Origin of the sequence: Streptosporangium sp. NBC_01469 (assembly GCF_036227305.1) — a bacterium.
In the GTDB taxonomy this organism is placed as follows: domain Bacteria; phylum Actinomycetota; class Actinomycetes; order Streptosporangiales; family Streptosporangiaceae; genus Streptosporangium.
Genome location: NZ_CP109465.1, coordinates 7218374 through 7242420, shown reverse-complemented (window position 1 = coordinate 7242420; position 24047 = coordinate 7218374). Strand labels below are relative to the sequence as shown.

Annotated in this window: 23 protein-coding genes; 13 read left to right on the top strand and 10 right to left on the bottom strand. The window is 71.2% G+C overall.

From position 1 onward, the window contains the following. Positions 1-50: 50 nt before the first annotated feature. The gene (locus OG587_RS31905) at positions 51-491 is read right to left on the bottom strand and encodes a MarR family winged helix-turn-helix transcriptional regulator (protein WP_329081698.1); all 441 of its coding nucleotides are present in this window, start codon (positions 489-491) and stop codon (positions 51-53) included. An 87-nt stretch (positions 492-578) separates the two neighbouring features. Here OG587_RS31905 and OG587_RS31900 point away from each other — a divergent pair, with 87 nt between their 5' ends. Beyond that, positions 579-770 (top strand): nuclear transport factor 2 family protein, encoded by a 192-nt coding sequence (locus tag OG587_RS31900; RefSeq protein WP_329081696.1) that lies wholly within the window; start codon positions 579-581, stop codon positions 768-770. Between the two features lie 151 nt (positions 771-921). Further along, positions 922-2025, top strand: coding sequence for an epoxide hydrolase family protein (locus OG587_RS31895; RefSeq protein ID WP_329081695.1), 1104 nt, complete (start codon positions 922-924; stop codon positions 2023-2025). A gap of 137 nt (positions 2026-2162) precedes the next feature. Here the strand turns inward: OG587_RS31895 and OG587_RS31890 are convergent, their stop codons facing one another. After that, complete coding sequence (locus tag OG587_RS31890; RefSeq protein ID WP_329081694.1) at positions 2163-3008, bottom strand: TetR/AcrR family transcriptional regulator; 846 nt, start codon at positions 3006-3008, stop codon at positions 2163-2165. A gap of 58 nt (positions 3009-3066) precedes the next feature. Here OG587_RS31890 and OG587_RS31885 point away from each other — a divergent pair, with 58 nt between their 5' ends. Together OG587_RS31885 and OG587_RS31880 are read left to right on the top strand one after the other, a co-directional pair. After that, entirely contained in the window at positions 3067-4011 is a 945-nt protein-coding gene (locus OG587_RS31885; protein WP_329081692.1) for an ATP-binding cassette domain-containing protein, read from the top strand. Then, positions 4008-4826: an ABC transporter permease gene (locus tag OG587_RS31880; protein ID WP_329081690.1), complete on the top strand. Its 819-nt coding sequence runs from the start codon at positions 4008-4010 to the stop codon at positions 4824-4826. Before OG587_RS31885 ends, OG587_RS31880 begins: the two co-directional genes overlap by 4 nt. Positions 4827-5101: 275 nt before the next feature. On the opposite strand, the gene OG587_RS31875 is transcribed toward OG587_RS31880, so the two are convergent. The 3 genes from OG587_RS31875 to OG587_RS31865 all read right to left on the bottom strand — a co-directional run bounded on the left by OG587_RS31875 (position 5102) and on the right by OG587_RS31865 (position 7627). Beyond that, positions 5102-6262 carry an MFS transporter gene (locus OG587_RS31875; protein WP_329081688.1) on the bottom strand — a complete coding sequence of 387 codons (1161 nt, stop codon included), beginning with the start codon at positions 6260-6262 and terminating at the stop codon, positions 5102-5104. Between the two features lie 97 nt (positions 6263-6359). Beyond that, positions 6360-7133, bottom strand: coding sequence for an SDR family NAD(P)-dependent oxidoreductase (locus OG587_RS31870; protein ID WP_329081686.1), 774 nt, complete (start codon positions 7131-7133; stop codon positions 6360-6362). A 14-nt stretch (positions 7134-7147) separates the two neighbouring features. Then, positions 7148-7627, bottom strand: coding sequence for a MarR family winged helix-turn-helix transcriptional regulator (locus OG587_RS31865; protein WP_329081684.1), 480 nt, complete (start codon positions 7625-7627; stop codon positions 7148-7150). Positions 7628-7718: 91 nt separating this feature from the next. Between OG587_RS31865 and OG587_RS31860 the strand changes: the two genes are divergently transcribed. The 5 genes from OG587_RS31860 to OG587_RS31840 all read left to right on the top strand — a co-directional run bounded on the left by OG587_RS31860 (position 7719) and on the right by OG587_RS31840 (position 14427). Beyond that, the gene (locus OG587_RS31860) at positions 7719-10973 is read left to right on the top strand and encodes an efflux RND transporter permease subunit (protein WP_329081683.1); all 3255 of its coding nucleotides are present in this window, start codon (positions 7719-7721) and stop codon (positions 10971-10973) included. 124 nt (positions 10974-11097) lie between these two features. Continuing rightward, positions 11098-12528 carry an adenylosuccinate lyase gene (gene purB / locus OG587_RS31855; protein WP_329081681.1) on the top strand — a complete coding sequence of 477 codons (1431 nt, stop codon included), beginning with the start codon at positions 11098-11100 and terminating at the stop codon, positions 12526-12528. A gap of 11 nt (positions 12529-12539) precedes the next feature. Next, on the top strand, positions 12540-13289 hold the full coding sequence (locus OG587_RS31850; protein WP_329081679.1) for a GNAT family N-acetyltransferase: 750 nt from the start codon (positions 12540-12542) through the stop codon (positions 13287-13289). A gap of 111 nt (positions 13290-13400) precedes the next feature. Further along, on the top strand, positions 13401-14144 hold the full coding sequence (locus OG587_RS31845; RefSeq protein WP_329081677.1) for a DUF4037 domain-containing protein: 744 nt from the start codon (positions 13401-13403) through the stop codon (positions 14142-14144). Continuing rightward, complete coding sequence (locus tag OG587_RS31840; protein ID WP_329081675.1) at positions 14122-14427, top strand: hypothetical protein; 306 nt, start codon at positions 14122-14124, stop codon at positions 14425-14427. Before OG587_RS31845 ends, OG587_RS31840 begins: the two co-directional genes overlap by 23 nt. Positions 14428-14435: 8 nt before the next feature. Here the strand turns inward: OG587_RS31840 and OG587_RS31835 are convergent, their stop codons facing one another. Next, the gene (locus OG587_RS31835; RefSeq protein ID WP_329081672.1) at positions 14436-14741 is read right to left on the bottom strand and encodes a DUF3817 domain-containing protein; all 306 of its coding nucleotides are present in this window, start codon (positions 14739-14741) and stop codon (positions 14436-14438) included. Between the two features lie 328 nt (positions 14742-15069). On the opposite strand from OG587_RS31835, the gene OG587_RS31830 reads away from it, so the two are divergent. After that, positions 15070-16992, top strand: coding sequence for an ABC transporter ATP-binding protein (locus OG587_RS31830; RefSeq protein ID WP_329081668.1), 1923 nt, complete (start codon positions 15070-15072; stop codon positions 16990-16992). A 61-nt stretch (positions 16993-17053) separates the two neighbouring features. On the opposite strand, the gene OG587_RS31825 is transcribed toward OG587_RS31830, so the two are convergent. Continuing rightward, positions 17054-17887, bottom strand: coding sequence for a MerR family transcriptional regulator (locus tag OG587_RS31825; protein ID WP_329081667.1), 834 nt, complete (start codon positions 17885-17887; stop codon positions 17054-17056). A gap of 33 nt (positions 17888-17920) precedes the next feature. Then, positions 17921-18877, bottom strand: a complete 957-nt coding sequence (locus OG587_RS31820) for a zinc-binding dehydrogenase (RefSeq protein ID WP_329081665.1) — start codon at positions 18875-18877, stop codon at positions 17921-17923. A 139-nt stretch (positions 18878-19016) separates the two neighbouring features. Here OG587_RS31820 and OG587_RS31815 point away from each other — a divergent pair, with 139 nt between their 5' ends. Then, complete coding sequence (locus OG587_RS31815; RefSeq protein WP_329081663.1) at positions 19017-19574, top strand: TetR/AcrR family transcriptional regulator; 558 nt, start codon at positions 19017-19019, stop codon at positions 19572-19574. Positions 19575-19927: 353 nt separating this feature from the next. On the opposite strand, the gene OG587_RS31810 is transcribed toward OG587_RS31815, so the two are convergent. After that, positions 19928-20995 (bottom strand): tyrosine-type recombinase/integrase, encoded by a 1068-nt coding sequence (locus OG587_RS31810; protein ID WP_443075274.1) that lies wholly within the window; start codon positions 20993-20995, stop codon positions 19928-19930. Positions 20996-21525: 530 nt separating this feature from the next. On the opposite strand from OG587_RS31810, the gene OG587_RS31805 reads away from it, so the two are divergent. Next, positions 21526-21801: an isoamylase early set domain-containing protein gene (locus tag OG587_RS31805; protein WP_329081659.1), complete on the top strand. Its 276-nt coding sequence runs from the start codon at positions 21526-21528 to the stop codon at positions 21799-21801. A 176-nt stretch (positions 21802-21977) separates the two neighbouring features. On the opposite strand, the gene OG587_RS31800 is transcribed toward OG587_RS31805, so the two are convergent. Beyond that, positions 21978-22502 carry a winged helix-turn-helix transcriptional regulator gene (locus OG587_RS31800; protein WP_329081658.1) on the bottom strand — a complete coding sequence of 175 codons (525 nt, stop codon included), beginning with the start codon at positions 22500-22502 and terminating at the stop codon, positions 21978-21980. A gap of 136 nt (positions 22503-22638) precedes the next feature. Here OG587_RS31800 and OG587_RS31795 point away from each other — a divergent pair, with 136 nt between their 5' ends. Beyond that, entirely contained in the window at positions 22639-24030 is a 1392-nt protein-coding gene (locus OG587_RS31795) for an MFS transporter (RefSeq protein WP_329081656.1), read from the top strand. Positions 24031-24047: the final 17 nt, after the last annotated feature.

The following is a 24047-nucleotide window of genomic DNA, read 5'->3' as shown; positions in this document are numbered from 1 at the left end:
GGCCGTGTGCGCGTGGACGGCGGCGGCCGGTTCCTGGTGCGCCTCCGAGCTCACCCCCGTTGGTGGTGCGCGAGCAGTTGGGTGAGCAGGCGGGTCAAGGTCTGCCTGTCCTCGGCCGGAAGCGGTCCGAGCAGGTCGTCCTGCACCCTGTCGAGTACTCGCTCCATGCGTAGCAGTTGCCGATCACCCGCCGTGGTGAGGGTGACCAGGTTGCGCCTTCGGTCGTCGGGGTCCGGTGTCCGCTCGACGAGACTCTGCTCGGCCAGTTCGTTGATCGCCGCCACGACGTCGCTGCGGTCCATGTTGCACCGGCGGCCGAGCTCGGCCTGACTGGCCACCCCGAACTCGTCCAGCACGGCCAGGACGCGGTAGTGGTATCCACGCGCGCCCACCTCGCCGAAGCCGTTGGAGGCCAACCGGTGGGCGTGCACCGCCAGCTGGGTGAGCAGCCAGCTCGGTTTCGCGGTCAGGCGTGCGGGTGTCTCTTCCACGACAGCCACCATACATTGTTGGCGTTGCCAATAAATCTGCATATAGTGGGTGTTGCCAATGTTGGAGTCGCCAACGAAAGGGACGTCATGTCCACGGACACCCTGATCGCCGACCGTATCGAGATCGCCGATCTGTTCACCCGCTTCGCGCGCCTGCTCGACGAGGAGCGGTGGGAGGGGGCGGACACCGTCTTCGCCGGCGATGTGGCGGTGCGCTCGCCGGCGGGCCGGCGACTCCGCGAGGTGCGGATCACGCCCACCTGGACACGCGAGAACTGACCTCCTTTCCGGGAGGCCGTGGACACCCGCGCGAGTGCGGCCCGCACCACCGGCACCCGTCACACCGTCGCCGTCCGCACCGACCTCATCGCTCCCGACCCCGGCTCGCCCGAACATCCGGGCGCCGGATGATCCCCCTGGAGTCAAGACCATGATCAAGCCGTTCCGCATCGACATCCCCCAGGCCGACCTCGACGACCTGACCGACCGGCTCTCCCGCACCCGCTGGCCCAACGAGGTCGCCGACGCCGGGTGGGACTACGGCTTCCCGCTGGCGCGGCTCAAGGAACTGGCCGAATACTGGCGCACCGGCTACGACTGGCGCGAGCACGAGGCCAAGCTCAACGAGCTTCCGCACTTCACCACCGAGATCGACGGCCAGAACATCCACTTCGTCCACGTCCGGTCTTCGAAACCGGACGCGCTCGCGCTGATCCTCACCCACGGCTGGCCCGGTTCGTTCCTGGAGTTCCTCGACGTGATCGAGCCGCTGTCGCGCGACTTCCATCTGGTGATTCCGTCCATCCCGGGTTTCGGCTTCTCCGGGCCGACCCACGAGCGCGGCTGGGACATCGTCCGGGTCGCGCGGGCCTGGGCTGAGCTGATGCGCCGTCTCGGGTATGAGCGCTATGGCGCGCAGGGTGGCGACTTCGGCTCGGGCATCTCAACGGCGCTCGGCGCGGTGGCACCCGAGCAGGTCGTCGGGGTGCACGTCAACTACCTGCCGACCCGGCCGGTCCCGGACGCCGGCATTGAACTGTCCGAAACGGATGAAGCCCGGCTGGACAAGATCAGGCAGCTGATGGCGAATCGTCCGCCGTACCAGGCCCTGCAGGCCACCACTCCGCAGACCATCGGCTATGCGCTGACCGACTCACCGGTCGGCCAGCTGGCCTGGATCGCCGAGCGCTTCGCGCAGTGGACGGACCCTCGCTCGCAGATCGGTGACGAGCGGATGCTTACCGACATCTCGCTGTACTGGCTGACCGCCACCGCGGCTTCCTCGGCGCGGCTGTCCCGCGAGGCTCCGCGGCGGATCGAGCCGTGCCCGGTACCGGTCGGCGTGGCGGTGTTCGCGCACGACATCACGCAGTCGGTGCGACCGCTGGCCGAGCGGCTGTACGACATCAGGCACTGGTCGGAGTTCGAGCGTGGCGGCCACTTCGCCGCGATGGAGGTGCCGGAGCTGCTCGCCGAGGACGTCCGGGACTTCTTCCTCACCCACCTCAAGGACGACCGGGTCACCACCGGCTAGGAGACACCGTCGAACGAGAACTCCCGCGCCCCGGAGTCTCGCGGCCAACAGGCGATTTGGGTCAGGTCGCACTTCGGCCTTACTCGGCCGGGCCGTGTTTTGGTGCCGCACGGATGCGCGCGTGTTCGCCTTTGCGGCTATTTCGCTTTTGATGCCCTCTCGGATGGTCGGCTACGAGCCTGCCCTGGCCCGTCCTGTTCTTCCCGCCCCTCCCGGTGCGCCGGCATCGAAGACTCGGCCGTTGACGGGAGGGCCGCGGCGATGCAGTCGAGGACGCGCCGGAGCCCGTACCAAAACTGGTCGTCGCGGCTCAGGTGCGGCTGGCGCGCCTCCATCACGATCTTGGTGAAGATCGGGTACTCCCCGCTCTTCACCAGCCGGTCGACGTACGGGTAGCTCCGCGCCATCCACTCCGACTCGCTGAGCCCGCTGCGGCGGAATTCCCTGGCCGAGCTGATCTCCTCGCGGACGGTGCCCTCGACGTAGCTGTTCAGCATGGCCACGAGGCCGAGGTTCTCGTCGATGGGGACGAAGACGTCGAGCACTCCCATCAGCCGTTCGATCAAGAGCAGCTGGTTGGGGCCGAAGCTGGGGAGTGACCGCTGCACGGTGGCGATCCACGGGTGCCTCAGCCACATGGCCCGCAGTCCGTCGGCGTAGCGGGTCAGGTCGGCGCGCCAGTCGCCCGAGGGCATGCCCGTGACGTCGATCTCGCCCATCAGCCGGTCGGCCATGAGCTCGACCAGGTCGTCGCGGCTCGGGACGTACCGGTAGAGCGACATCGCGCCCGCGCCGATCTCGGCGGCGATCCGCCGCATGGTGGCGGCCTCCAGCCCCTCGGCGTCGGCGATCCGGATCGCCGCCTCGGTGATCTGCGCGCGGCTGTAGACCGGCTTCGGCCCGCGGGCGGGGCGCTCGGGCCGCATCCAGATGTTCACGTACTCGGCGTCGGCCACCGTCTCCTCCTCCCCAGTTGCGTACATGGTACCCAGTAATCTAACCTGACCCGAAACCGCGTACAACGTACCCAGTGGAGGGGTCATGCCTGATCCGATCGTGGTCGCCGAGGGGCTGCACAAGTCCTTCGGCGACACCCATGCGCTGCGGGGGCTGGACCTGAGCGTTCCGAGGGGAACGGTCTGCGGCGTGCTGGGGCCCAACGGCGCGGGGAAGACGACCGCGGTGCGGATCTTGGCGACCTTGTCCGATCCCGATGCCGGGCACGCCCGCATCGCCGGATACGACGTCGTCCGCGAGGCAGGCAAGGTGCGCGCCAGGATCGGGCTCGCGGGCCAGTACGCCGCCGTGGACGAGAAGCTCACCGGCCGTGGCAACCTGCGCATGTTCGGGCGCCTCTACCACCTACCCCGCCGCCATGCGCACCGGCGGGCCGACGAGCTGCTGGAGCGCTTCGGCCTGATGGACGCGGCCGACCGCCCGGTTCTCGGCTACTCCGGCGGCATGCGGCGCCGCCTCGACCTGATCACCAGCCTCATCCTGCGCCCCGAGGTGCTCTTCCTGGACGAGCCGACCACCGGCCTGGACCCGCGCAGCCGCGGCGAAATCTGGGACAGCGTCCGTGCGCTGGTGGCCGATGGCACCACGGTGCTGCTCACCACGCAGTACCTGGACGAGGCCGACCACCTGGCCGACGACATCGCCGTCATCGACCACGGGCAGGTGATCGCCAAGGGCACTCCCGACGAGCTGAAGGCCACGATCGGCGACCGCCTCGACGTCACCCTCGAAGACCCCGCCGCGCTGCCTGCGGCGATGACCGTCCTGAACACCCTCGCCGGCACCGCTCCCACGCCGACGGGCGCCAACAGGCTCAGCGTCGTCCTGCCCGTCGGCGGCCTGCGGCTCGCCGACGTCGTGCGCGAGCTTGACCACGCAGGAGTCGCCGCCGCCGACGTGAGCCTGCGCCGCCCCACCCTCAACGAGGTGTTCCTGCGCCTCACCGACCGCAAGGAGCCCGTCCGATGACCGCCCTCACCTCACCACTGCGTCGCCTGGGCTGGACGTTCACCGACGGGCTGACCCTGGTCGGCCGCGAGCTGGGACGGCTGCGGCAAGAACCTGGGCAGATTGTCGCCGCGCTGGTCTTCCCGGCCGTCATGGTGGTGCTGTTCGGGTACGTCTTCGGCAGCGCGATCCAGGTGCCGGACGGCGGCGACTACCGCGAGTACCTCATGCCCGGCCTGTTCGCGATGGTGACCTTCTCCGCGTGGTTGGGGGTCATGACGCGGATGGCCACCGACGCCTCCCGCGGTGTGATGGACCGGTTCCGCTCCATGCCGATGGCGCGCTTGGCGGTGCCGTTCGGGCAGACCGGCGCCGACCTGCTGGCCGGCCTGCCGATGTTGGCGGTCATGGTGGGCGCGGGCCTGCTGGTGGGCTGGCAGCCGCACCGCGGCCTGATCCCCACGGCCCAGGCGTTCCTGCTGATGATCGTGTTGCGGTACGCGCTGAGCTGGGTGGGCGTCTATGTGGGCCTGGCGGTGAGGAACGACCAGGTCGCCGACGCGATGGTGCCGCTGGGCCTGCCGTTCACGATGCTGTCGAACGCGTTCGTCCCGACCGACGGCATGCCGGGCTGGCTGCGCTTCCTGGCCGACTGGAACCCGGTGAGCGCGCTCACCGCCGCCTCACGGGAGCTGTTCGGCAACCCGGGCGCCCCGTCCGGAAACGTGGCCTGGCCACTCGCGCATCCGGTGATCGCCGTCCTGCTCTGGTCGGCCGCACTGATGGTGATCTTCGTCCCGCTGTCGCTCCGCGCCTACCTGCGCAAAGGACGCTGACCGCGGCCGCCCGGGAGTCCTTGGGCGACGGGCCGGCAGTGGGCCATGTGGGCGGGCGCGGCGGTCATGGCGGTCCTGCTCGTCCACGTTCTCGCGCGAGGTCCGCGGCAACGGCCCCCGGGGGGGCCTGGTGGCGACGGCGGTGAATCCGGCGACGTGGTCGTCGGTGGCCCACTGGCATTGATCTACATTGTAAAGGCGTTCGGCCGAGTCCAAGATCATTTACAGCGGACTAAAGACTCATCACCGAAAAACAGGGCCGCGTTGTCGGCCGGTCACGGTGTTTTCCGGGGGCGCAGTGCTCCGGCGGAGGCGGCCATGAAGGCGGCGAGCAGGGCGGGGATGCCCAGGGCCGCGGGCAGGCCGATGAGCTCGGCGGCGCCGCCGATGATGGCGGGGCCTGCGACGAGGCCGGCGTAGCCGACGGTGGCGACCTGGGCGATGGCCTGTCCGGCGCGGGCGGGGTCGTGGTTGCCGGCGGCGGAGAAGACCTGGGGGACGATGGTGGACAGGCCAAAGCCGAACAGGGCGAATCCGGCGAAGGCGATGGGGATCTGGCCGGCCAGCAGTGCGGTGCCGAGGCCGATGGCGGCGATGAGTCCGGAGTAGCGGACCAGGCGTACCGGTCCGAAGCGCTGGGCGAGGTGGTCTCCGGCGAAGCGGCCGATGGTCATGGTGGTGGAGAAGACGGCGAATCCGGCGGCGGCGACGGCCTGGGGGGCGCCGAGGTTCTGGAAGAGGTAGACGGCGGTCCAGTCGTTGGCGGCGCCTTCTCCGACGAGGCCCGCGAAGGCGACGATTCCCATGAGGATGATCCAGCTGGTCCAGGGGGCGCGGGTGCGGTCGCGGTGGGGGGTGGAGGGTGCGGGGGGTGGGGTGGTGAGGAGGTGGTGGCGGGCGTACAGGGAGATGAGGGCGAGGGGGAGGCCGACGGCGGTGAGGGTGGCGGCGGCGCTGAGGTCGAGCCAGGCGAAGAGGCCGCCGATGCCGGCGCCGGTGAGGCAGCCGATGCTGAACATGCCGTGGAAGGAGGACAGGATGGGGCGGCCGTAGGCGCGTTCGACTTCGACGCCGTGGGCGTTCATGGAGACGTCGAGGAAGGCGTTGGTGAAGCCGAAGAGGAAGAGGGCGGCGGTGAGGGCGGGCAGGGTGGTGGCGTAGCCGGGGGGGATGACGGACAGTGCGGTGGCGATGGCGGCGGGGGTGATGAGGCGGGCGCTGCCGAGGCGGTCGGTGAGGTGTCCGGCGAAGCGCATGCCGGTGACGAGTCCGATGGCGGTGGCGAGGAGGCCGTAGCTGAGCTGGCCGTCGCTGAGGTCGAGGGTGTGTTTGACGGCGGGGATGCGGGCGGCCCAGGCGCCGGAGGTGATGCCGAGGAGGATGAAGAAGTAGGAGACGGCTTTGCGGGCTCCTGCGGGGTGCTGGGTGGTGGTCATGAGCTCCCCGGGTGTGTTGGATCCGGGGCGTATTCAATCATGGTGGGTTTTGGGTCGTCGGGGGTGGCCGGTGCGGGTAGTCGTGTGCTGGTGGGGGTCAGTGGACGGAGAAGCCGCCGTCGACGCAGATGGCCTGGCCGGTGATGTAGGCGCTGGCGTTGCTTGCGAGGAGGACGGCGATGCCGGCGAAGTCGGCGGGGTGGCCGTTGCGGCCGGTCATGGTGCGGGCGGCGAGTGCTTCGACGCGGCCGGGGATGGCTTGGGCGGGTTCGGTGAGGGGGGTGAGGACGAAGCCGGGGATGATGGTGTTGGCGCAGACGCCGTGGGGGGACCAGGCTTCGGCCTGGGAGCGGGTGAGGCCGGTGATGGCGGCTTTGGAGATGCCGTAGGCGCCGCTGTCGCCGAAGGCCTTGTGGGATTGCTGGGAGCCGATGTTGATGATGCGGCCCCAGCCGCGTTGGGCCATCTGGGGGCCGAAGTGCTGGCCGAGGAGGTAGGGGGCGGTGATGTTGACGGCCATTGTCTGTTGGTAGTCGTCGGTGGTGAGTTCTGCCATGGGGTGGCGGATGTTGTTGGCGGCGTTGTTGACGAGGATGTCGATGTCGCCGAGGAGGGTGGGGGCTTGGTGGCAGATGCGGGTGATGTCGTCGGGGTTGGCGAGGTCTGCGGTGATGGCGGCGGCGGTGATGCCGTGGTGGTGGAGTTCGGTGAGGGTTTTGGTGAGGTGGGTGGTGCGGCGGGCGACGATGACGACGGCGGCGCCGGCGTGGCCGAGGGCGTGGGCGATGGTGTGTCCGATGCCGGAGCTGCCGCCGGTGACGAGGGCGGTGCGTCCGGTGAGGGAGAAGAGGGTGTCGGTGGGTGCTGTCACAGCGACAGAACCTATCATCCGACCTTTTTGTGAGGGGTGTGGTTTTGGAGGGTGAGGGCTGCGCGCTGGAGTTTGTCCACGATGGTGGACAGGTCGCGCAGGGTGGGGGTGTCGAGGTGTCGCAGGAGGCGTCGGAACTCGGTGAGGCCGGCGTCGGCGATCTGTTCGATGAGGGTGCGGCCGGCGGGGGTGAGTTCGACGCGGCGGATGCGGCGGTCGTGGGGGTCTTCGCGGCGGGCGACGAGGCCGTGGGCGACGAGGCGGTCGACGATGCCGGTGACGGTGCCGAGGCCGACGTCGAGGTGGGTGGCGAGGTCCTGGCCCGAGGCGGAGTCCTGGCCGGAGAGGATCATGACGACTTTGAGCTGGCGCATGGTCAGGTTGGAGTCGAAGAGGGGGGATGGGGCGCTGTGCTGGGCGAGGAGCCTGCCCAGGTCGCGTTGCATGGCGCCGATCTGGTCGATCAGTTGTTCGCGGTCGTCGTTCACGCTCACCTCTCGCTTCCTGAGAAGGTTATCAGGATTGGTGAGCTTCGTTAAATATTCGCATGAGGCGAAGTGTTAGTCTGGGGCGAATCTTGTTGTGATGTCCCTCCTTGAGGAGCCCGCCCCCATGACCTCCCTGGCCAGGTTGAGCCTCGCCAACCGCAGCCTCGTCATAATGATCGCGCTGGTGTTGAGCGCGTTCGGCCTGTTTGCGATTCCCTCACTGAAACAACAGCTGTTGCCCTCGCTGTCGTTTCCGGGGGCGTTCGTGGCGGCCTCGTATCCGGGCGCCTCTCCCGAGATCGTCGAGGAGCAGGTGACCGAGCCGATCGAGAACAGCTTCCAGGGGCTGGAGGGGGTCTCGGAGGTGACCTCGACGTCCCGGGAGGGGATGTCGCAGGTCCAGGTGGCGTTCGAGTACGGCACCGACATCGACGCGGCGGTCGCGGAGATGCAGCAGGCGATCTCGCGGATCGAGGCGCAGCTGCCGGAGGCGGTCGATCCGCAGGTGCTGACGGGCGGGACCGACGACATTCCGGTGATGCAGCTGGCGGTGGGCGACGGCGGCGATCAGCGGGTCATGGCCGAGCGGCTTGAGCGGCTGGTGGTGCCGGAGCTGCAGGGCATCGAGGGGGTGCGCGAGGCGACGGTGACGGGCACCCGCGACGAGGTGGTGACGATCACTCCGGATGTCGGGAAGCTGGCGTTGCTGGGGTTGTCGCCGACGGCGGTGGCCGAGGTGCTGCGGGCCAACGGGCAGCCGGTTCCCGCGGGCAGCGTGACCGAGGACAAGGTGTCGCTGACGGTTCAGGTGGGGGCGCGGGTCTCGACGCTGGAGGAGCTGAAGGACCTGTATCTGACGCCTGCCGCGCCGGTGGCGCAGCAGGCGCCGCCGCAGGCCCGGCAGGCGCAGCAGGTCCAGCAGTCGCAGGCGCGGCAGCGCCCGCCGGCGGCTCCCAAGCCGGTGCGGCTGGGGGACGTGGCGACGGTGGAGCGGACGCTGGCCGATGGGACGTCGCTGACGCGGACCAACGGGCAGCCGAGCCTGGGGTTGTCGGTGACGATGACGCCGGACGGCAACGCGGTGACGATCTCGCACGCGGTGCGCGAGAGGCTCCCGGAGATGGTGCGGGCCATCGGGGACTCCTCGGAGATGACGGTGATCTTCGATCAGGCGCCGTACGTGGAGCGGTCGATCGAGGATCTGACGACCGAGGGGCTGCTGGGCCTGGCGTTCGCGGTGCTGGTCATCCTGATCTTCCTGTTGTCGGTGCGGTCGACGCTGGTGACGGCGGCGTCGATCCCGCTGTCGGTGGTCATCGCGCTGATCGCGTTGTGGGTGGGCGACTACTCGCTGAACCTGCTGACGCTGGGGGCGCTGACGATCGCGGTGGGCCGGGTGGTCGACGACTCGATCGTGGTCTTGGAGAACATCAAGCGTCATCTCGGGTACGGGGAGGCCAAGCGCAAGGCGGTGCTGGCCGGGGTGCGCGAGGTCAGTGGCGCGGTGACGGCCTCGACGTTGACGACGGTGGCGGTGTTTTTGCCGATCGCGGTGGTGGGCGGCATGGTGGGGCAGCTGTTCGCGCCGTTCGCGATCACGGTGACGGTGGCGTTGCTGGCGTCGTTGCTGGTGTCGCTGACGGTGGTCCCGGTGCTGGCGTACTGGTTCTTGAAGGCGCCGGTGTTGTCGCCGGAGCAGGCGCGGGTGGTGCGTGAGGAGGCCGAGGCCAAGGAGCTGCGCAGCCCGTTGCAGCGGGCGTACCTGCCGGTGCTGCGGTTCGCGACGCGGCGGCGGCTGGTGACGGTGCTGGTCGGTGTGGTGGTGTTCGCCGCGACGATGGGGCTGGCCGGGCGGCTGGAGACCAACTTCATCGACTCCTCGGGGCAGGACACGGTGTCGATCAGCCAGCGGATGCCGGCGGGCACCGACCTGGCGACGACGGACGCTGCGGCCAAGAGGGTCGAGGAGGTTCTGGCGTCGCTGAAGGGCGTGCGGGACTACCAGGTGAACGTGGGCGGTGGCGGCGGCTTCCTGGGCACGGGTGGCGGTGGCGGTGACCGGGCCTCGTACTCGGTGACGGTGGCCGAGGAGACCGACACCGCGGCGCTGGAGGAGGAGCTGCGCGGCCGGCTGGCGGGGTTGTCCGAAGAGGAGGTCGGCAAGGTCACGGTGGGCGGCGGTCAGGGCGGCCCCGGCGGTGGCGCGACCGACCAGCTGCAGGTGATCGTGCAGGCGCCGGATGTGACGGCGCTGCGGGCGGCGACCGAGACGGTTCGCGCGGCGATGGCGGATCTGGGCGGGTTGCGGGATGTGACCTCGAACCTGGAGGCCGGCGCCGAGCGGGTCGAGGTGCGGGTGGATCGGGAGAAGGCGGCGGCCAGGGGGCTGACCGAGACGCAGATCGGGCAGCTGGTGGCGCAGCGGTTCCGGGGGGCGCCGCTGGGTGAGCTGACGCTGGACGGCCGCGCCGGGGCGGTGGTTTTGCGGACCGCGGACGCGCCCGAGGACGTCAAGGCGGTGGGTGCGCTGAAGCTGCCGACGGCGACGGGCACGGTGAAGCTGTCGCAGGTGGCGGAGGTGTCCAAGGTCGACGGTCCCACCCAGGTGACGCGGATCGACGGTGAGCGCAGCGCGACGGTGTCGGGTACGGCGACCGGCAGTGACCTGGGCAGCGTGACGACGGAGCTGACGTCGAAGCTGGAGGCTCTGACGTTGCCGGCGGGGGCGAGTTTCGCCGTGGGCGGGGTCAGCGCGGATCAGGCCGAGGCGTTCGGGCAGCTGGGGCTGGCGATGCTGGCGGCGATCGCGATCGTCTTCATGATCATGGTGGCGGCGTTCCGGAGTTTCGTGCAGCCGCTGATCCTGCTGGTGTCGGTGCCGTTCGCGGCGACCGGCGCGATCGGGCTGCTGCTGGCGACGGGCACGCCGATGGGGGTTCCGGCCCTGATCGGCATGCTGATGCTGATCGGCATCGTGGTGACCAACGCGATCGTGCTGATCGACCTGATCAACCAGTACCGCGAGCAGGGCATGGGCATCGTGGAGGCGGTGATCGAGGGTGGCCGGCGCAGGTTGCGGCCGATCCTGATGACCGCGGTGGCGACGATCTTCGCGTTGATCCCGATGGCGCTGGGGCTGACCGGCTCGGGCGGGTTCATCTCCCAGCCGCTGGCGATCGTGGTGATCGGCGGGTTGTTGTCGTCGACGCTGCTGACGCTGGTTTTGGTGCCGACCCTGTACGTGATGGTGGAGCGGCTCAAGGAGCGGCTGCGGCGCACGCCCAAGGACGGCGGTGAGCGGCCGCCGCTGAAGGTCTACGACAAGGACGAGCTGGCGCCGACGGCCCGGTAGCCGTCGACGCAAGAGTGTGAGAGCCGGTCGCCCGCGTGGCGGCCGGCTCTTGCCTTTTCCCCGCCGGGGTTTTCCGGTGCCCCTGGTCGGGGTGGGTGGGGGCGGCGGAATATACTGAGGCAACGTGACTGCCAAGCCGCGTATCCCCAATGTCCTTGCCGCCCGCTATGCTTCCGCGCCGCTGGCCCGCCTGTGGTCTTCCGAGTACAAGGTGGTGGCCGAGCGGCGCCTGTGGCTGGCCGTGCTGGCCGCGCAGGCGCGGCTGGGGGTGGAGGTTCCCCCTGGGGCGCTGGAGGACTACGAGAAGGTGCTCGAGCAGGTCGACCTGGAGTCGATCGCCGCCCGTGAGCGGGTCACCCGCCACGACGTCAAGGCCCGCATCGAGGAGTTCAACGCGCTGGCCGGCCACGAGCAGGTGCACAAGGGCATGACGTCGCGGGATCTGACGGAGAACGTCGAGCAGTTGCAGATCCGCGACAGCCTGGTGCTGGTGCGTGAGCGGTGCGTGGCGTTGCTGGCCGCGCTGGCGCACCTGGCGGCGCGGCACTCGCAGCTGGTGATGGCCGGGCGTTCGCACAACGTGGCCGCGCAGTCGACGACGCTGGGCAAGCGGTTCGCCTCGGCCGCCGACGAGCTGCTGGTGGCGTTCGCCCGGCTGGAGGAGCTGATCGGCCGCTACCCGCTGCGCGGCGTCAAGGGGCCGGTCGGCACGGCCCAGGACATGCTGGACCTGCTGGGCGGGGACGCGGCCAAGCTGGTGGCGCTGGAGGACGAGGTGGCCGCGCACCTGGGGTTCGCCCACCGGCTGACCAGCGTGGGGCAGGTGTATCCGCGCTCACTGGACTACGAGGTGGTCACGGCGCTGGTGCAGCTGGCCGCGGCCCCCTCCTCGCTGGCCAGGACGATCCGGCTGATGGCCGGGCACGAGCTGGTCACCGAGGGGTTCGCCGAGGGACAGGTCGGCTCCTCGGCGATGCCGCACAAGATGAACACCCGCTCGTGCGAGCGGGTCAACGGGCTGGCGGTCATCGTGCGGGGGTACGCGTCGATGGCCGGGGAGCTGGCCGGGGACCAGTGGAACGAAGGGGACGTGTCGTGTTCGGTGGTGCGCCGGGTGGCGCTGCCGGACGCGTTCTTCGCGTTCGACGGGCTGGTGGAGACCATGCTGACGGTGCTGGAGGAGTTCGGCGCCTTCCCCGCGGTGATCGCCGCCGAGCTGGAGCGCTACCTGCCGTTCCTGGCGACGACGAAGATGCTGATGGCCGCGGTGCGGGCCGGGGTGGGCCGCGAGAGCGCCCATGAGCTGATCAAGGAGCACGCGGTGGCGGCGGCATTGGCGATGCGCGAGGGGTCGGCCGGCAACGAGCTGATCGCCCGCCTGGGGGCCGACGAGCGTTTCCCGCTGGACGCCGCGGCGCTGGCGGCCCTGCTGGGTGAGCCGATCTCCTTCACCGGTGCGGCCTCGGCCCAGGTGGAGGCGGTCGTGGCGCGGGTGGAGGCGGTCGTGGCCCGCTACCCGCAGGCGGCCGCCTACCGGCCGGGGGCGATCCTCTGAGCGGCGAGCCGGTGCGGCTGGGGGACGCGGCCGAGGTGGCGGAGGCCTGCTCGGGTGACGCGCTGGTGCTGTGGGGGGCTCAGGGGATGGGCCCCGGGGTGCGGGCGTGGACGCTGGGGGAGGCGGTGGCGGTGGCCTGCCCCGACCTCAACCGCCGAGATCGTCTCACGGTGTGCGGCGAGGCCGGGGCGGTGAGCGCCCTGGTGGAGCGGGTGCTGGCCGAGGTCGGCCCGTCTTATCGGGTGGTGGGCTCACGGGCGCTGGTCGATGAGGTGGCCGGGCGGACCGCGCGGATGCGGGTGCTGGGCTCGTTCGAGTGGATGGACACCCCGGCCGGCGCGCTCCCCCCGGGCCCCGCGGACACGGGTGCGGGGCGGGCGGGGTGGCTGGAGGACGCCGAGGAGGGGGAGGTGAGTGCCCTGCTGGCGCGGGCGGCCCCCTCCTCCTGGGCGGTGCCGGGCGTGGCGGGGGTGCGGCGCTGGGCCGGTGTGCGCGGCGACGACGGACGGCTGGTGGCGGTGGCCGCCGACGCCTGGTCCTGCCCGCCGGTGGGATTCGTCGCCGGTGTGGCCACCGCGCCGGCCTCGCGCGGCCGCGGGTACGGCGAGCGGGTGTGCCGGTTCGTGCTGGGGGAGCTGGCGGCCGCGCACGAGCGGGTCGCGCTGATGGTCGACACCGGCAACCACGCGGCCATCGCCTTGTACGGGCGGCTGGGGTTGCGCGGGCGCCCGCTGGCCGCCGCGGCCCTGGACGGCGCCTGAACCCCGGCCCGCGGGGGAGCGCAGAAGGTGGACTCGCCTGCGGGCCCGCGCGGCGGGGGCCGGGGGGAAAATCGGGTGCGGGGCGCGGGCGCGGCAGGCAAAGTGGACGAAATGATGTCCAGTTTCGTACCTGGCCTGGAGCTTTCCCGTGCTTTCTACGCCCAGGTCGTGCGGCCGATCGTGGCCGGTGAGCCGCACAGTGCCGCGCTGATCGGTGCCGGGTCGGAGGTGCTGGCGTTCGACACCGAACGCTCCACCGACCATGACTGGGGGCCCAGGGTGGTGGTGTTCGTGGCGGCGCACCGGGCCGAGCGGGTCCGGCGCGCCGTCGCCGAGGATCTGCCCGAGGACTTCGGCGGCTACCGCACCGCCGTGACCGCAGAGCGCCACGGGGTGCAGGTGAGCGATCCGGCGGCCTGGTTCACCGCCCGGCTCGGGTTCGACCCGCTGCGGGGGGTGAGCGTGCTGGACTGGCTGTCGACTCCCTGGCAGCGGCTGGCCGAGGTCACCAGCGGGGAGGTCTTCCACGACGGCCTGGAGGTCCTGGAGCCGGCCCGCGCCGCGCTGCGCTGGTATCCGCCCGACCTGGAACGCTACGTGCTGGCCGGGCAGTGGCGGCGCCTGGCCCAGCAGGAGGCCTTCCCCGGGCGGTGCGGGGAGGTCGGTGACGACCTGGGCTCGGCGCTGGTCACCGCGGGCCTGGCACGGGAGCTGATGCGGCTGGTGGTGCTGATGCGCCGCCGCTACCCGCCGTACGCCAAGTGGCTGGGCAGTGAGTGCTTTTGCCCGCCTGCCGGGGACGGCGGAACTGGGGGACGCGTTGTCGGCGGCGGTGGCGGCCACCGGGTGGCGTGAGCGCGAGGAGCACCTGGGGGTGGTGTACCGGCGGGTGGCGGCCCTGCACAACCGGATGGGGGCCGCCCCGGCGCTGGAGGGAAGCCTGCGGCCCTATCATCGGCGGCCCTTCCAGGTCCTCGACGCCGGCCGGTTCGCCGACGCCCTCTGCGGCGCCATCACCGACGCCCGCGTGCGGGCGCTGCCCGCGGTGGGCTCGATCGACCAGTTCGGCGACGGCGCCGAACTGCTGACCGATCCGCGGCGCTGCCGGGCGGTCACCCGCGCCGTCCTGGAGCTTTAGCGGTGGGGTCAGGCGGGGAGCGGTTCGCGGTGGCGGGCGAGCATGCGCCGCTCGAACCACAAGGTGGCCAGCGGCGGCACCGAGCACACCAGGCCGATGATGACCGTGCCCCGGCTCCAGCGGGCCTGGCGGGCCGCGTACAGCACCGCGGCCAGGTACAGGACGAACAGGGCGCCGTGCACCGGGCCGAAGATCTTCACACCGAGGTCGCCGGTGGCGGCGACGTACTTGAAGTACATGCCGATGAGCAGTCCCGCCCACGAGCACGCTTCGGCGATCGCCACGTAACGGAACAGGCGGAGTGCGGTCGGCACGGCGAGTACACCTCTCCAGAGGGGAAGACGTCCGGAGAACGGGGCGTCCGGACAAGGGGATATGGCCTCCAGCCTAGGGGGGCGGGGCCTCGCCCGCCCCGCCGGGCCCCGCCCGCGCACCGGTTTCGGCGCCGGCCCGCCGAGGTGGGCGGCGCGAACGCGCGAAGGGCGCCGCCCTTGACCTGAAGTCAACTTCAGCTTCTAGGGTCGTGGTGTGGCGCCGCCACGCCTCCCTACCCCGCCGCAGCCCGTGTCCCCGCCGGGTGCGGGCCGGCCACCGATGACCCCCCCCCCGCGATGACGAGCACAGAAAACGTGGTGACGTGTGATGAGCATGGAAATGGCGGCCTGGCATTCGCTGTACAGCACGATGCACGCCCAAGACGGCCGGCGGCCCTTCTCGGCGGCCACGCTGCGGCGCATCGTCGCCTTCGCCCGCCCGCACCGCACCCTGCTGGTGTGGTTCCTGCTGCTGAGCGTGGTCTCGGCGGTGCTGGCGGTGGCCACCCCGGTGCTGGCCGGGCAGGTGGTCGACGCCATCGTCGGCGGCGCCGCGGGCAGCGTCGTGGTCAGGCTGGCCGCCCTGATCGCGGTGATCGCACTGGCCGAGGCGGCGCTGGGACTGGTGAGCCGGTGGATGTCGGCGAGCATCGGCGAGGGGCTGATCCTGCGGCTGCGCGGCGCCGTCTTCGACCACGTGCAGCGCATGCCCATCGCCTTCTTCACCCGCACCCGTACCGGCGCGCTGGTCAGCCGGTTGAACAACGACGTCATCGGCGCCCAGCGCGCCTTCAGCGACACCCTCTCGGGGGTGGCGGGCAACCTGGTGACGCTCACCTTGACCCTGGTGGTGATGGTCGGCATCTCCTGGCAGCTGACCGCGCTGGCACTGGTGCTGCTGCCGGTGTTCGTCCTGCCCGCCCGGCGCGTCGGCACCCGGCTGGCCCGGATGGAACGCGAGGCCGCCGACCACAACGCGGCGATGAGCACCCAGATGACCGAACGGTTCTCCGCACCCGGCGCCACCCTCGTCAAGCTGTTCGGCCGCCCCGCCCAGGAGTCGGCCGAGTTCTTGGCCCGGGCGCGGCGGGTGCGTGACATCGGAGTGCGCACCGCGATGGTGCAGTCGGTGTTCGTCACCGCCCTCACCCTGGTCTCGGCGCTGGCGCTGGCCCTGGTGTACGGGCTCGGCGGCCTTTATGCGCTGAGCGGGCGGCTGGAGCCGGGCGCCCTGGTGGCGCTGGCGTTGCTGCTGACGCGCCTGTACGCGCCGCTGACGGCGCTGGCCGGGGCGCGGGTGGAGGTGATGAGCGCCCTGGTCAGCTTCGAGCGGGTCTTTGAGATCCTCGACCTGCGGCCGCTGATCACCGACAGGGCCGACGCCCGGGCTGTGCCCGAGGGGCCGGTGACGGTGGAGTTCGACCACGTCGGCTTCGCCTACCCCTCGGCCGAGAAGGTGTCACTGGCCTCCCTGGAGGAGGTCGCCACCCTGGACGCGCGCGGCGGCGCGACGGTGCTGCACGAGGTGTCCTTCCGCGCCGAAGCCGGGCAGATGGTCGCGCTGGTGGGCTCCTCAGGGGCGGGCAAGTCAACGATCGCGCAACTGCTGGCACGCCTGTACGACGTCGACGACGGCGCGGTGCGGCTGTCGGGGGTGGACCTCCGCGAGCTGTCGGCGGCCTCGATCCGCCAGACGCTGGGCGTGGTGACCCAGGACGGGCACCTGTTTCACGACTCGATCCGCGCCAACCTGCTGCTGGCCCGCCCGGAGGCCGAAACCGAGGAGCTATGGCAGGTGCTGCGGCGCGCGCGGCTGGCCGACCTGGTCGCGGCGCTGCCCGACGGGCTGGACACCGTGGTCGGCGAGCGCGGCTACCGGCTCTCGGGCGGGGAGCGCCAGCGGCTGACCATCGCCCGGCTGCTGCTGGCCCGCCCCCGGCTGGTGGTGCTGGACGAGGCCACCGCGCACCTGGACTCCACCTCCGAGGCCGCGGTCCAGGAGGCGCTGGCCGAGGCGCTGGCCGGGCGGACCGCGCTGGTCATCGCCCACCGGCTGTCGACGGTCCGCGCCGCCGACCTGATCTTGGTGGTCGAGGACGGGCGGATCGCCGAGCGGGGCACGCACGCCGCGCTGCTGGCCGCGGGCGGCCGCTACGCGCAGCTGTATCGCACCCAGTTCGACCAGCGCCCCGCCACCACGACCGCCCCCGAGGAGGGGGTCGAGGAGGGGGTCACCGTGGCCGCCGGCTGAACACCGGCCCCCCTCCTTCCCCGCGTCGCCGGTACCGGGGCGCGGGGGAGAAGGGGGCGGGTCAGCAGGAGTGCTCGGCGCGGTCGGCGTTGGCGTGGATGGCGTCGCGGATGTAGGCGGTCAGGCCGGTGGCCGAGGCCTCGTAGACGGCGGCGAAACGCGCATCGGCGACGTACATGTCGCCCAGGCCGCGGTGGATGTCGTAGGAGCAGTCGTAACACCAGCGGGTCAGGTGCGCCCGGTGGTGTTCGGCCAGCTCCATCGCCCGCTCCCCGCCGGCCGGCAGCCCCGAAAGGTAGGCCTCGGTGAAGTCGCGCACCGTCTGGGCGGCCTCGCCGGTGAAGCGCGCCCAGTCGGCCTTGGTCATCGCGGCCGTCTTGGTGCGCGACTGCCGCCAGGTGTCGGTGTGCCCCCAGCGCCGGCGCGCCTCCTCGTCGTGGTCTTCGGGAACGAAGTCGCCGAAGACCTCGAAACGTTCCTGGGGGGTCAGGGAGATGTTCAACATGTTCGCCTCCATGGCGTGCTCGACCGCGGCCGCCATCGACCGCAACCGGTCGATGCCCCGGGTGAGGAGTTCGTGCTGGCGCCGCAGGTGCGCCAGGGTGTCGGTGGCGGGGTCGTCGAGGATGGCGGTGATGTCCTCCAGCGCGAAGCCGAGCTCGCGGTAGAACAGCACGTGCTGCAGGCGCTGCAGGTCGGCCTCGGTGTAGCGGCGGTATCCCGCCGCGGTACGCCGCCCCGGCGAGACCAGCCCGATCTCGTCGTAGTGGTGCAGCGTGCGCACGCTGACCGCGGCGACGCGCGCCACCTGCCCGACGGCGTAGTCCACAGCACCCTCGCCGTCCTCGCCGTTTTGGGCGTTCACCGGGTCCCTCATGGTGGTCCCCTCGTTCACGGTGCCAGCCTGAACCCTCACGCTACGGCAGGGTCAAGCCGTTGCCCGCGTACCGGTGTCGGCCGGTTCGCCCGGGGCGATGTCGATGACGGCCTTGCCGGTGACCTTCCGCTCGCGCACCACCCCCACCGCCTCCTCGGCCCGCTCCCAGGACCCGCGCCAGCCGATCTGCGCCGACAACGCGCCCGAGGCGAGCAGACCGGCCAGCAGGCCCAGGTCGGCCCCGACGGCGGCGGCGTCACCGAAGGAGCTCAAGGTACGGGCCGCGCCGGTAAAGAAGGTGGAGCCGGGGGGGAAGACGGCCGGCTCACCACCGGCCCAGCCGATGCTCTGCAGGGTGGCGCCGGGGGCCAGCAACGCCCAGGCGGCCACCAGGTGCGGGCCGCCGACGGTCTCCAGCACCACGTCGACCGGCTCGCTCACCTGTCGCAGGCCGGTGAGGCCGACGACGACCTCGTGGGCGCCGAGCGCGGTCAGGGCGGGTGCGTGGACGCCGTCGCGAACCGAGGCAAGGACGTGGGCGCCGGCCCGGGCGGCCAGCTGCACGCCGTAGCGGCCCACGGCGCCACTCGCCCCGGTGACCAGCACCCGCCGGCCCAGGACCGAGCCGGCGGCGCGCAGGGTACGCAGGACCGTCATGCCCGCCATCGGCAGCGCCGCGGCCTCGGCGAGGGCGGCTCCGCGCGGCAGGGGGGCGACGTCGGCGCTGGAGACCGCCAGGAGCTCGGCCCACGCGCCGGGCCCAAAAGCCAGCACGCGGGTGCCCGCCGCGGGACCGGTGCCGTCGGCGGCGGGCCGGACGACGACCCCGGCGGCGTCGTAGCCACCCACGTGACCCGCGGGCAGCTGGGCGAGCATGCCCAGCTCGCCGGGGTTGAGGGAGGCGTGGCGCACCTGGACCAGCACCTGGCCGGGGCCGGGTTCGGGGTCGGTGGCCTCACCCAGGCGCAGACCGCAGGGGGCGGAGGGGTCGACGACGAGAGCGCGCATGGCGGATGCTCCTGATCGAGAAGGGCGACCTGCGGGAAACCCCGCAGACCGAGCTAATCGGACTAATAGTCCGGTTAGATATGGGCTAATATACGGACTAATAGTCCGGTTGCGCAAAGCAAAAAAAAGGGGGAGAGCGGTGAGCGAACGCGCCGACGCCGCCCGCAACCGCCGCGCCATCCTGCGCGCCACGGAGGAACTGCTCGCCATCCACGGCAGCGCCCACATCTCCCTGGACCAGGTCGCCGCGCACGCCCAGGTCGGCAAGGGCACCGTCTTCCGGCGCTTCGGCAGCCGCACCGGGCTGATGCAGGCCCTGCTGCAGGAGCGGGCCGCGCAGCTGCGCCAGGCACTGGAGTCGGGGCCGGCACCACTGGGACCCGGCGCGCCGCCCGCCGAGCGCATCGTCGCCTTCCTGGACGCCCTCTCCCAACTGGCCGCCGGCAACCTCGCCCTGCTGGCCGCCCACGAACGCTCCTGCGCCACCGACCGCCACGCCGACCCCACCTACGTGCGCTGGCACACCCACCTGGAAACCCTCATCGGCCAGGCCCGCCCCGACCTGGACGCCGCCTTCGTGGCCCACGCCCTGCTGGGCATGTTCGACGCCGACATGGTGCGCCGCCTCACCCAGGAGGGCGACCCCGGCAGGCTCGCCCGCTCGCTACGGCAGCTGGTGGGGGAGTTGCTGACCTAAAACGGCGGCCACCTCACCGCCGAAGGCGCCCCTGGCGACCGGAGGCGGGACTCGCGCACTCGGACACTCAGGGCGGGGGAGCGTACGAACAGACGGCGACGGCGCACGACGGCGCACGACGGCACGGCCCTGCCTTCCGTCACCGGCGCGCACGGCGGTGGACGGCTCGTCGCCGGGAGCGCCCCGAGGAGGTAGCCGGGCACCGGCCTCGATCACGGGCGACGCTGTCGTAGCCGGTCGTAGCCGGTGTCGTGGGGGCGCGCCATGCACGTGCGAGTCCTCGTGCATGGCACGGCCGATGCCGTACACGATCACGTCGTTGACCCAGGCGCAGCTCATCGCGGGAAACGGGGTCAGCTCGACGCGGGACCGCGCAGCAACGGATGCGACCGCATCGCCACCTCCAACTCCCCGGGCAGCTCATCGCGGTAACGCCCCAGCGTCGCCAGATCGCTGTGCCCCAGAACCCGCCGCACCGCGTCCATGTCCACCGCGTCGGCCAGCAGGTGAGTGGCCGTGGTGTGCCGCAACCCGTGCGGCGTCACCGAACGGCGACGATCGGGATCCACCCTCCGCTGCACCCGGTCGATCACCGCCTGCACATCCCCCCGCGCCAGACGACGCCCCCGCCACGACAACAGCAACGCCTTGTCTGAGGAGGCCATCCGCCCATGCAGCAGATAAGCCTCCAGCACCAGCGCGACATCACCGGGCAGCGGCACATCCCGCGTCTTGCCCCCCTTACCGAAGATCCGCCAGTAACGCACCCCGTCGTTGGTGTAGAAATCCTCCACGTTGGCCCGGACCAGCTCCGACACCCGCGGCCCCATCGTCGACAACATCAACACGATCAGCCCGTCACGCAACTCGGTGTGCTGATCACGCCGCCGCACCCGCCCCGCCGGCGCCGCGGCCGCCTCGGCCGCACCCGCCCCGCCGTCTCGCTCGCCACCCAGCTCACGCGCCGCGCCGATCAGCCCCCGCGCCTGCTCACGGGTGAGCGCCCGCCGCTCCGGCCGCAGCCCGCCGCGCTCCCTGGCCGTCACCGTCGCCATCGCCATCGGATTGACCTGCACCCACCCGGCCAGCACCGCGTGCTTGAACAACGCCGAGATCGACCGCCGAAACCGCGCCTGGGAGGAGGCCGACTGCGACGCGCCCGCCCGCTCCTCGGGCCGCGAGCGCCGCCGCCCGTCGGGCTTGCGGGCGAAAGCCAGCAGGACGGCGTCCACGTCCTCACCGGTCAGGTCGTCCAGCACCACCTCCTCGCCCGCCAGATCCACGAAGGTGGCCACATCACGCGCGTACACCTCCGCCGTCGACACCGACAACGCGCCGGTCAGGGTCTTGGCCCGCACCAGCTCCACGTAACGATCGGCCGACTCGCCCACACTGAGACGATTCAGATCAGCTGGCCGCATGATCCCGGCGACACCCCTCCCGCATCCGGGCCGTCGTCGACGGCCGCTCACCAGCCACCAGTGCCACGGCCCCGCCCGCCGAAACACCGCCACCCGAGCCCACCCGCCACGCCGGCGTCACCGGCGACCGCCCGGACGACACCGCCGGCCACGGCCGCGGGGGAGTGGCCCGCCCGGCAGATCACCGATCATGTTCATCCCCCCACGGTAGACGAACGCCCGCTCCCGCAGGGCCCGCGAGAAAAGTCCCGTCATCTCGCCCCGGGCGGCGTATCACGTACGGGGGAGAGGCCCTTCACCCCGGCGGGCGGACCCCGCGCGAACCACCGGCCGACCCGCCGCCTGCCCGGCCGTGCGAGGTCTCGAAGGTCCCGGGGGAAACCGAAGCGGCGGGCTATCAAATGTCATCCGGATAATGCTGAAATCACGAAACCGGCGTGAACAGTGTGTTACGGCCTGCAGGCACCCCTACCGAACCACCGCGCCAACCGGGAAGCTGACCTCATTCCCCGCTCCCAGGGAGGACGTACATGCTCAGGCGCACACAACTGTTCGGCCGCAAAACCCGCGTCACCTTCGCCCTGCCCGCCGACCACCCCTCCGGCACCGTCAGCGTCGTCGGCGACTTCAACGACTGGCGGCCCGGCCTGCACGAGATGCGCCGCCGTCGCAACGGCACCCGCACGGTCTCGGTCATCCTGCCACCGGGAATCCACCGATTCCGCTACCTCGCCACCGGCGGCCTCTGGTTCGACGACGACACCGCCGACCACATCGACCACCACAGCAGCGTCATGCACCTGTGAGGCGGGGGAGCGCGCTCGACGGGGGCCTTCGGCGACCTCGGTTCCCGGCTCGGCCCAGACAGAGCCCCCAGACAGAGCCCGGTGAAGGATCCCGTACACGCTCCGGCCCGTGCCGCCCAGGCCGGAGCTGTTGATCATTTCCGGGAGGTGCGACCGCACGTCACAGCGGGCGGCGCTCAGCCGACATTCGCGCGCTGCGGCCGGTGCCCGCCCGCGAGGACGTCCCGGGCGAGGGCGGCTCGCTCCCGCGCCTCCCGCTCCGTGATCTCCTGCTCGATCGCCACCCGGGCGTCGTACGTCGAACGGGCGGCGGCGATCTCGTTCTGATGCTCCTCGGTCCAGGCGACCAGCGCGCGGATGGTGTGGTGCAGCGTCATGCCCATGGGCGTGAGCTCGTAGTCCACCCGCGGTGGCACGGCCGGATACACGGTACGGCTCACCAAACCGTCGCGCTCCAGGTGGCGCAGGGTCCGGGCGAGCATCCGCTGGCTGATCCCGTCGATCTTGCGACGCAACTCGGTGAAACGCAGGCTGCGCTGATCGAGCAGGGCGATGACCAGTAGCGACCATTTGTCGGCGACCCGGTCGAGGATCTGCCGTACCTCGCAATCCTCCCGCGTGTCCCACTGGAGAACGTCGTAGTTGCCGTCGGTATCCCCGCAGTAACCAGGGGACTTTGAAGTGCCGTCTTCCACGGTCATCGATGGTGTCCGAAGATGCAGCTGGTTACAAGAGGGAACCGGCACTCAGATGGAGAACCACGGCCGGTCCCACCTTTTCGAGAGGAACAAACCCATGTCCACATCGAGCGGCCGCATGGACGGACGCGCTTGGGGTGTGTTGTTCGTATTGTGCGGAGCGATCTTCCTGGAGGGGATCGACGTGGCGATGCTGAACGTGGCGTTGCCGTCGATCCGGGCCGACCTGGGCCTGTCCACCGGAATGCTCAGCGGGGTGGTCAGCGCCTACGTGCTCGGCTACGGCGGATTCATGTTGCTGGGCGGCCGCATCGCCGACCTGTTCGGCCGCCGCCGAATGTTCCTGATCTGGCTGACCGTCTTCCTGGTCTTCTCCGGCCTGGGCGGGTTCGCCACCGAGGGCTGGATGCTGCTGGTCGCCCGGTTCGTCACCGGAGTCGCCGCCGCGTTCATGGCCCCCGCGGGACTGTCGCTCGTCACCGCTAACTTTCCCGAGGGCCCCCAGCGCACCAAGGCGCTGGGCGTCTACGCCGGAACGGCGGCGGGCGGCTTCTCCCTCGGACTGGTCGCCGGTGGTCTGCTGGCCTCGCTCGGCTGGCGGTGGGTGTTCTTCGCCCCGGTCATCTTGTCGGCGGTGATCCTGCTGGCCGCCATCCCCCTTCTCAAGGAGCCCGACGCCCCCGAGCGCGACGGCGGCGGTCTCGACCTCGCCGGCGCGTTCAGCATCACCGGCGCGATGCTGCTGCTGGTGTACGGGGTGGTCCGCCTGGAGGATCCCGGCAACGGCCTGGCCGGCACGGTGGGGACGCTCTTCGCGGGGCTGGCACTGCTGGCCGCCTTCGTCGTGATCGAGCGGAGGTCGGCCAACCCGCTGGTGCGGCTGGGCATCCTACGATCAGGACCCCTGGTACGCGCCAACCTGGGGGCACTGCTGTTCCTCGCCTCCTTCGCCGGCTTCCAGTTCCTGGTCACCTTGTACCTGCAGGAGGTGCGGGGCTGGAGCACGCTGCAGACGGGCCTGGCCATGCTGGTGATCGGCATCGACACGGTTCTCGCCCCGACCCTGACACCACGGCTGGTGAACCGGTTCGGCAATGTCCCGGTGCTGTTCGGGGGGCTGGTGCTGGCGGCCCTGTCCTACGTGCTGTTCCTGCCCGTCGGGATGGACTGGGCCTACACCGCCATGCTGCCGACCATGCTCCTGCTGGGGCTGGCCTTCTCCCTGGCCTACGGCCCGCTGACCATGGCCGCCACCGACGGCATCGACGAACACGAACACGGCCTGGCCGGCGGTCTGCTGTACACCGCGATGCAGTTCGGTACCGCCCTCGGCCTGTCGGCGGTGACTGCGGTCAACGTCGCGGCGCTCGGCGACGGCCTCTCACCGCAAGCGGGGCTGGAGGCGCTCAGGACCGCTCTCCTCGTCCCGGTCGTCGCCGGAGTCCTCGGCGCGGTCATCACCGCGTTCGGCCTGCGCACCCGTAGGGTGCCGGAAAGCGCTGAACCCGTCCTCGCCGAGACCTCGGCCTGACAACGATCGGAGAGAGC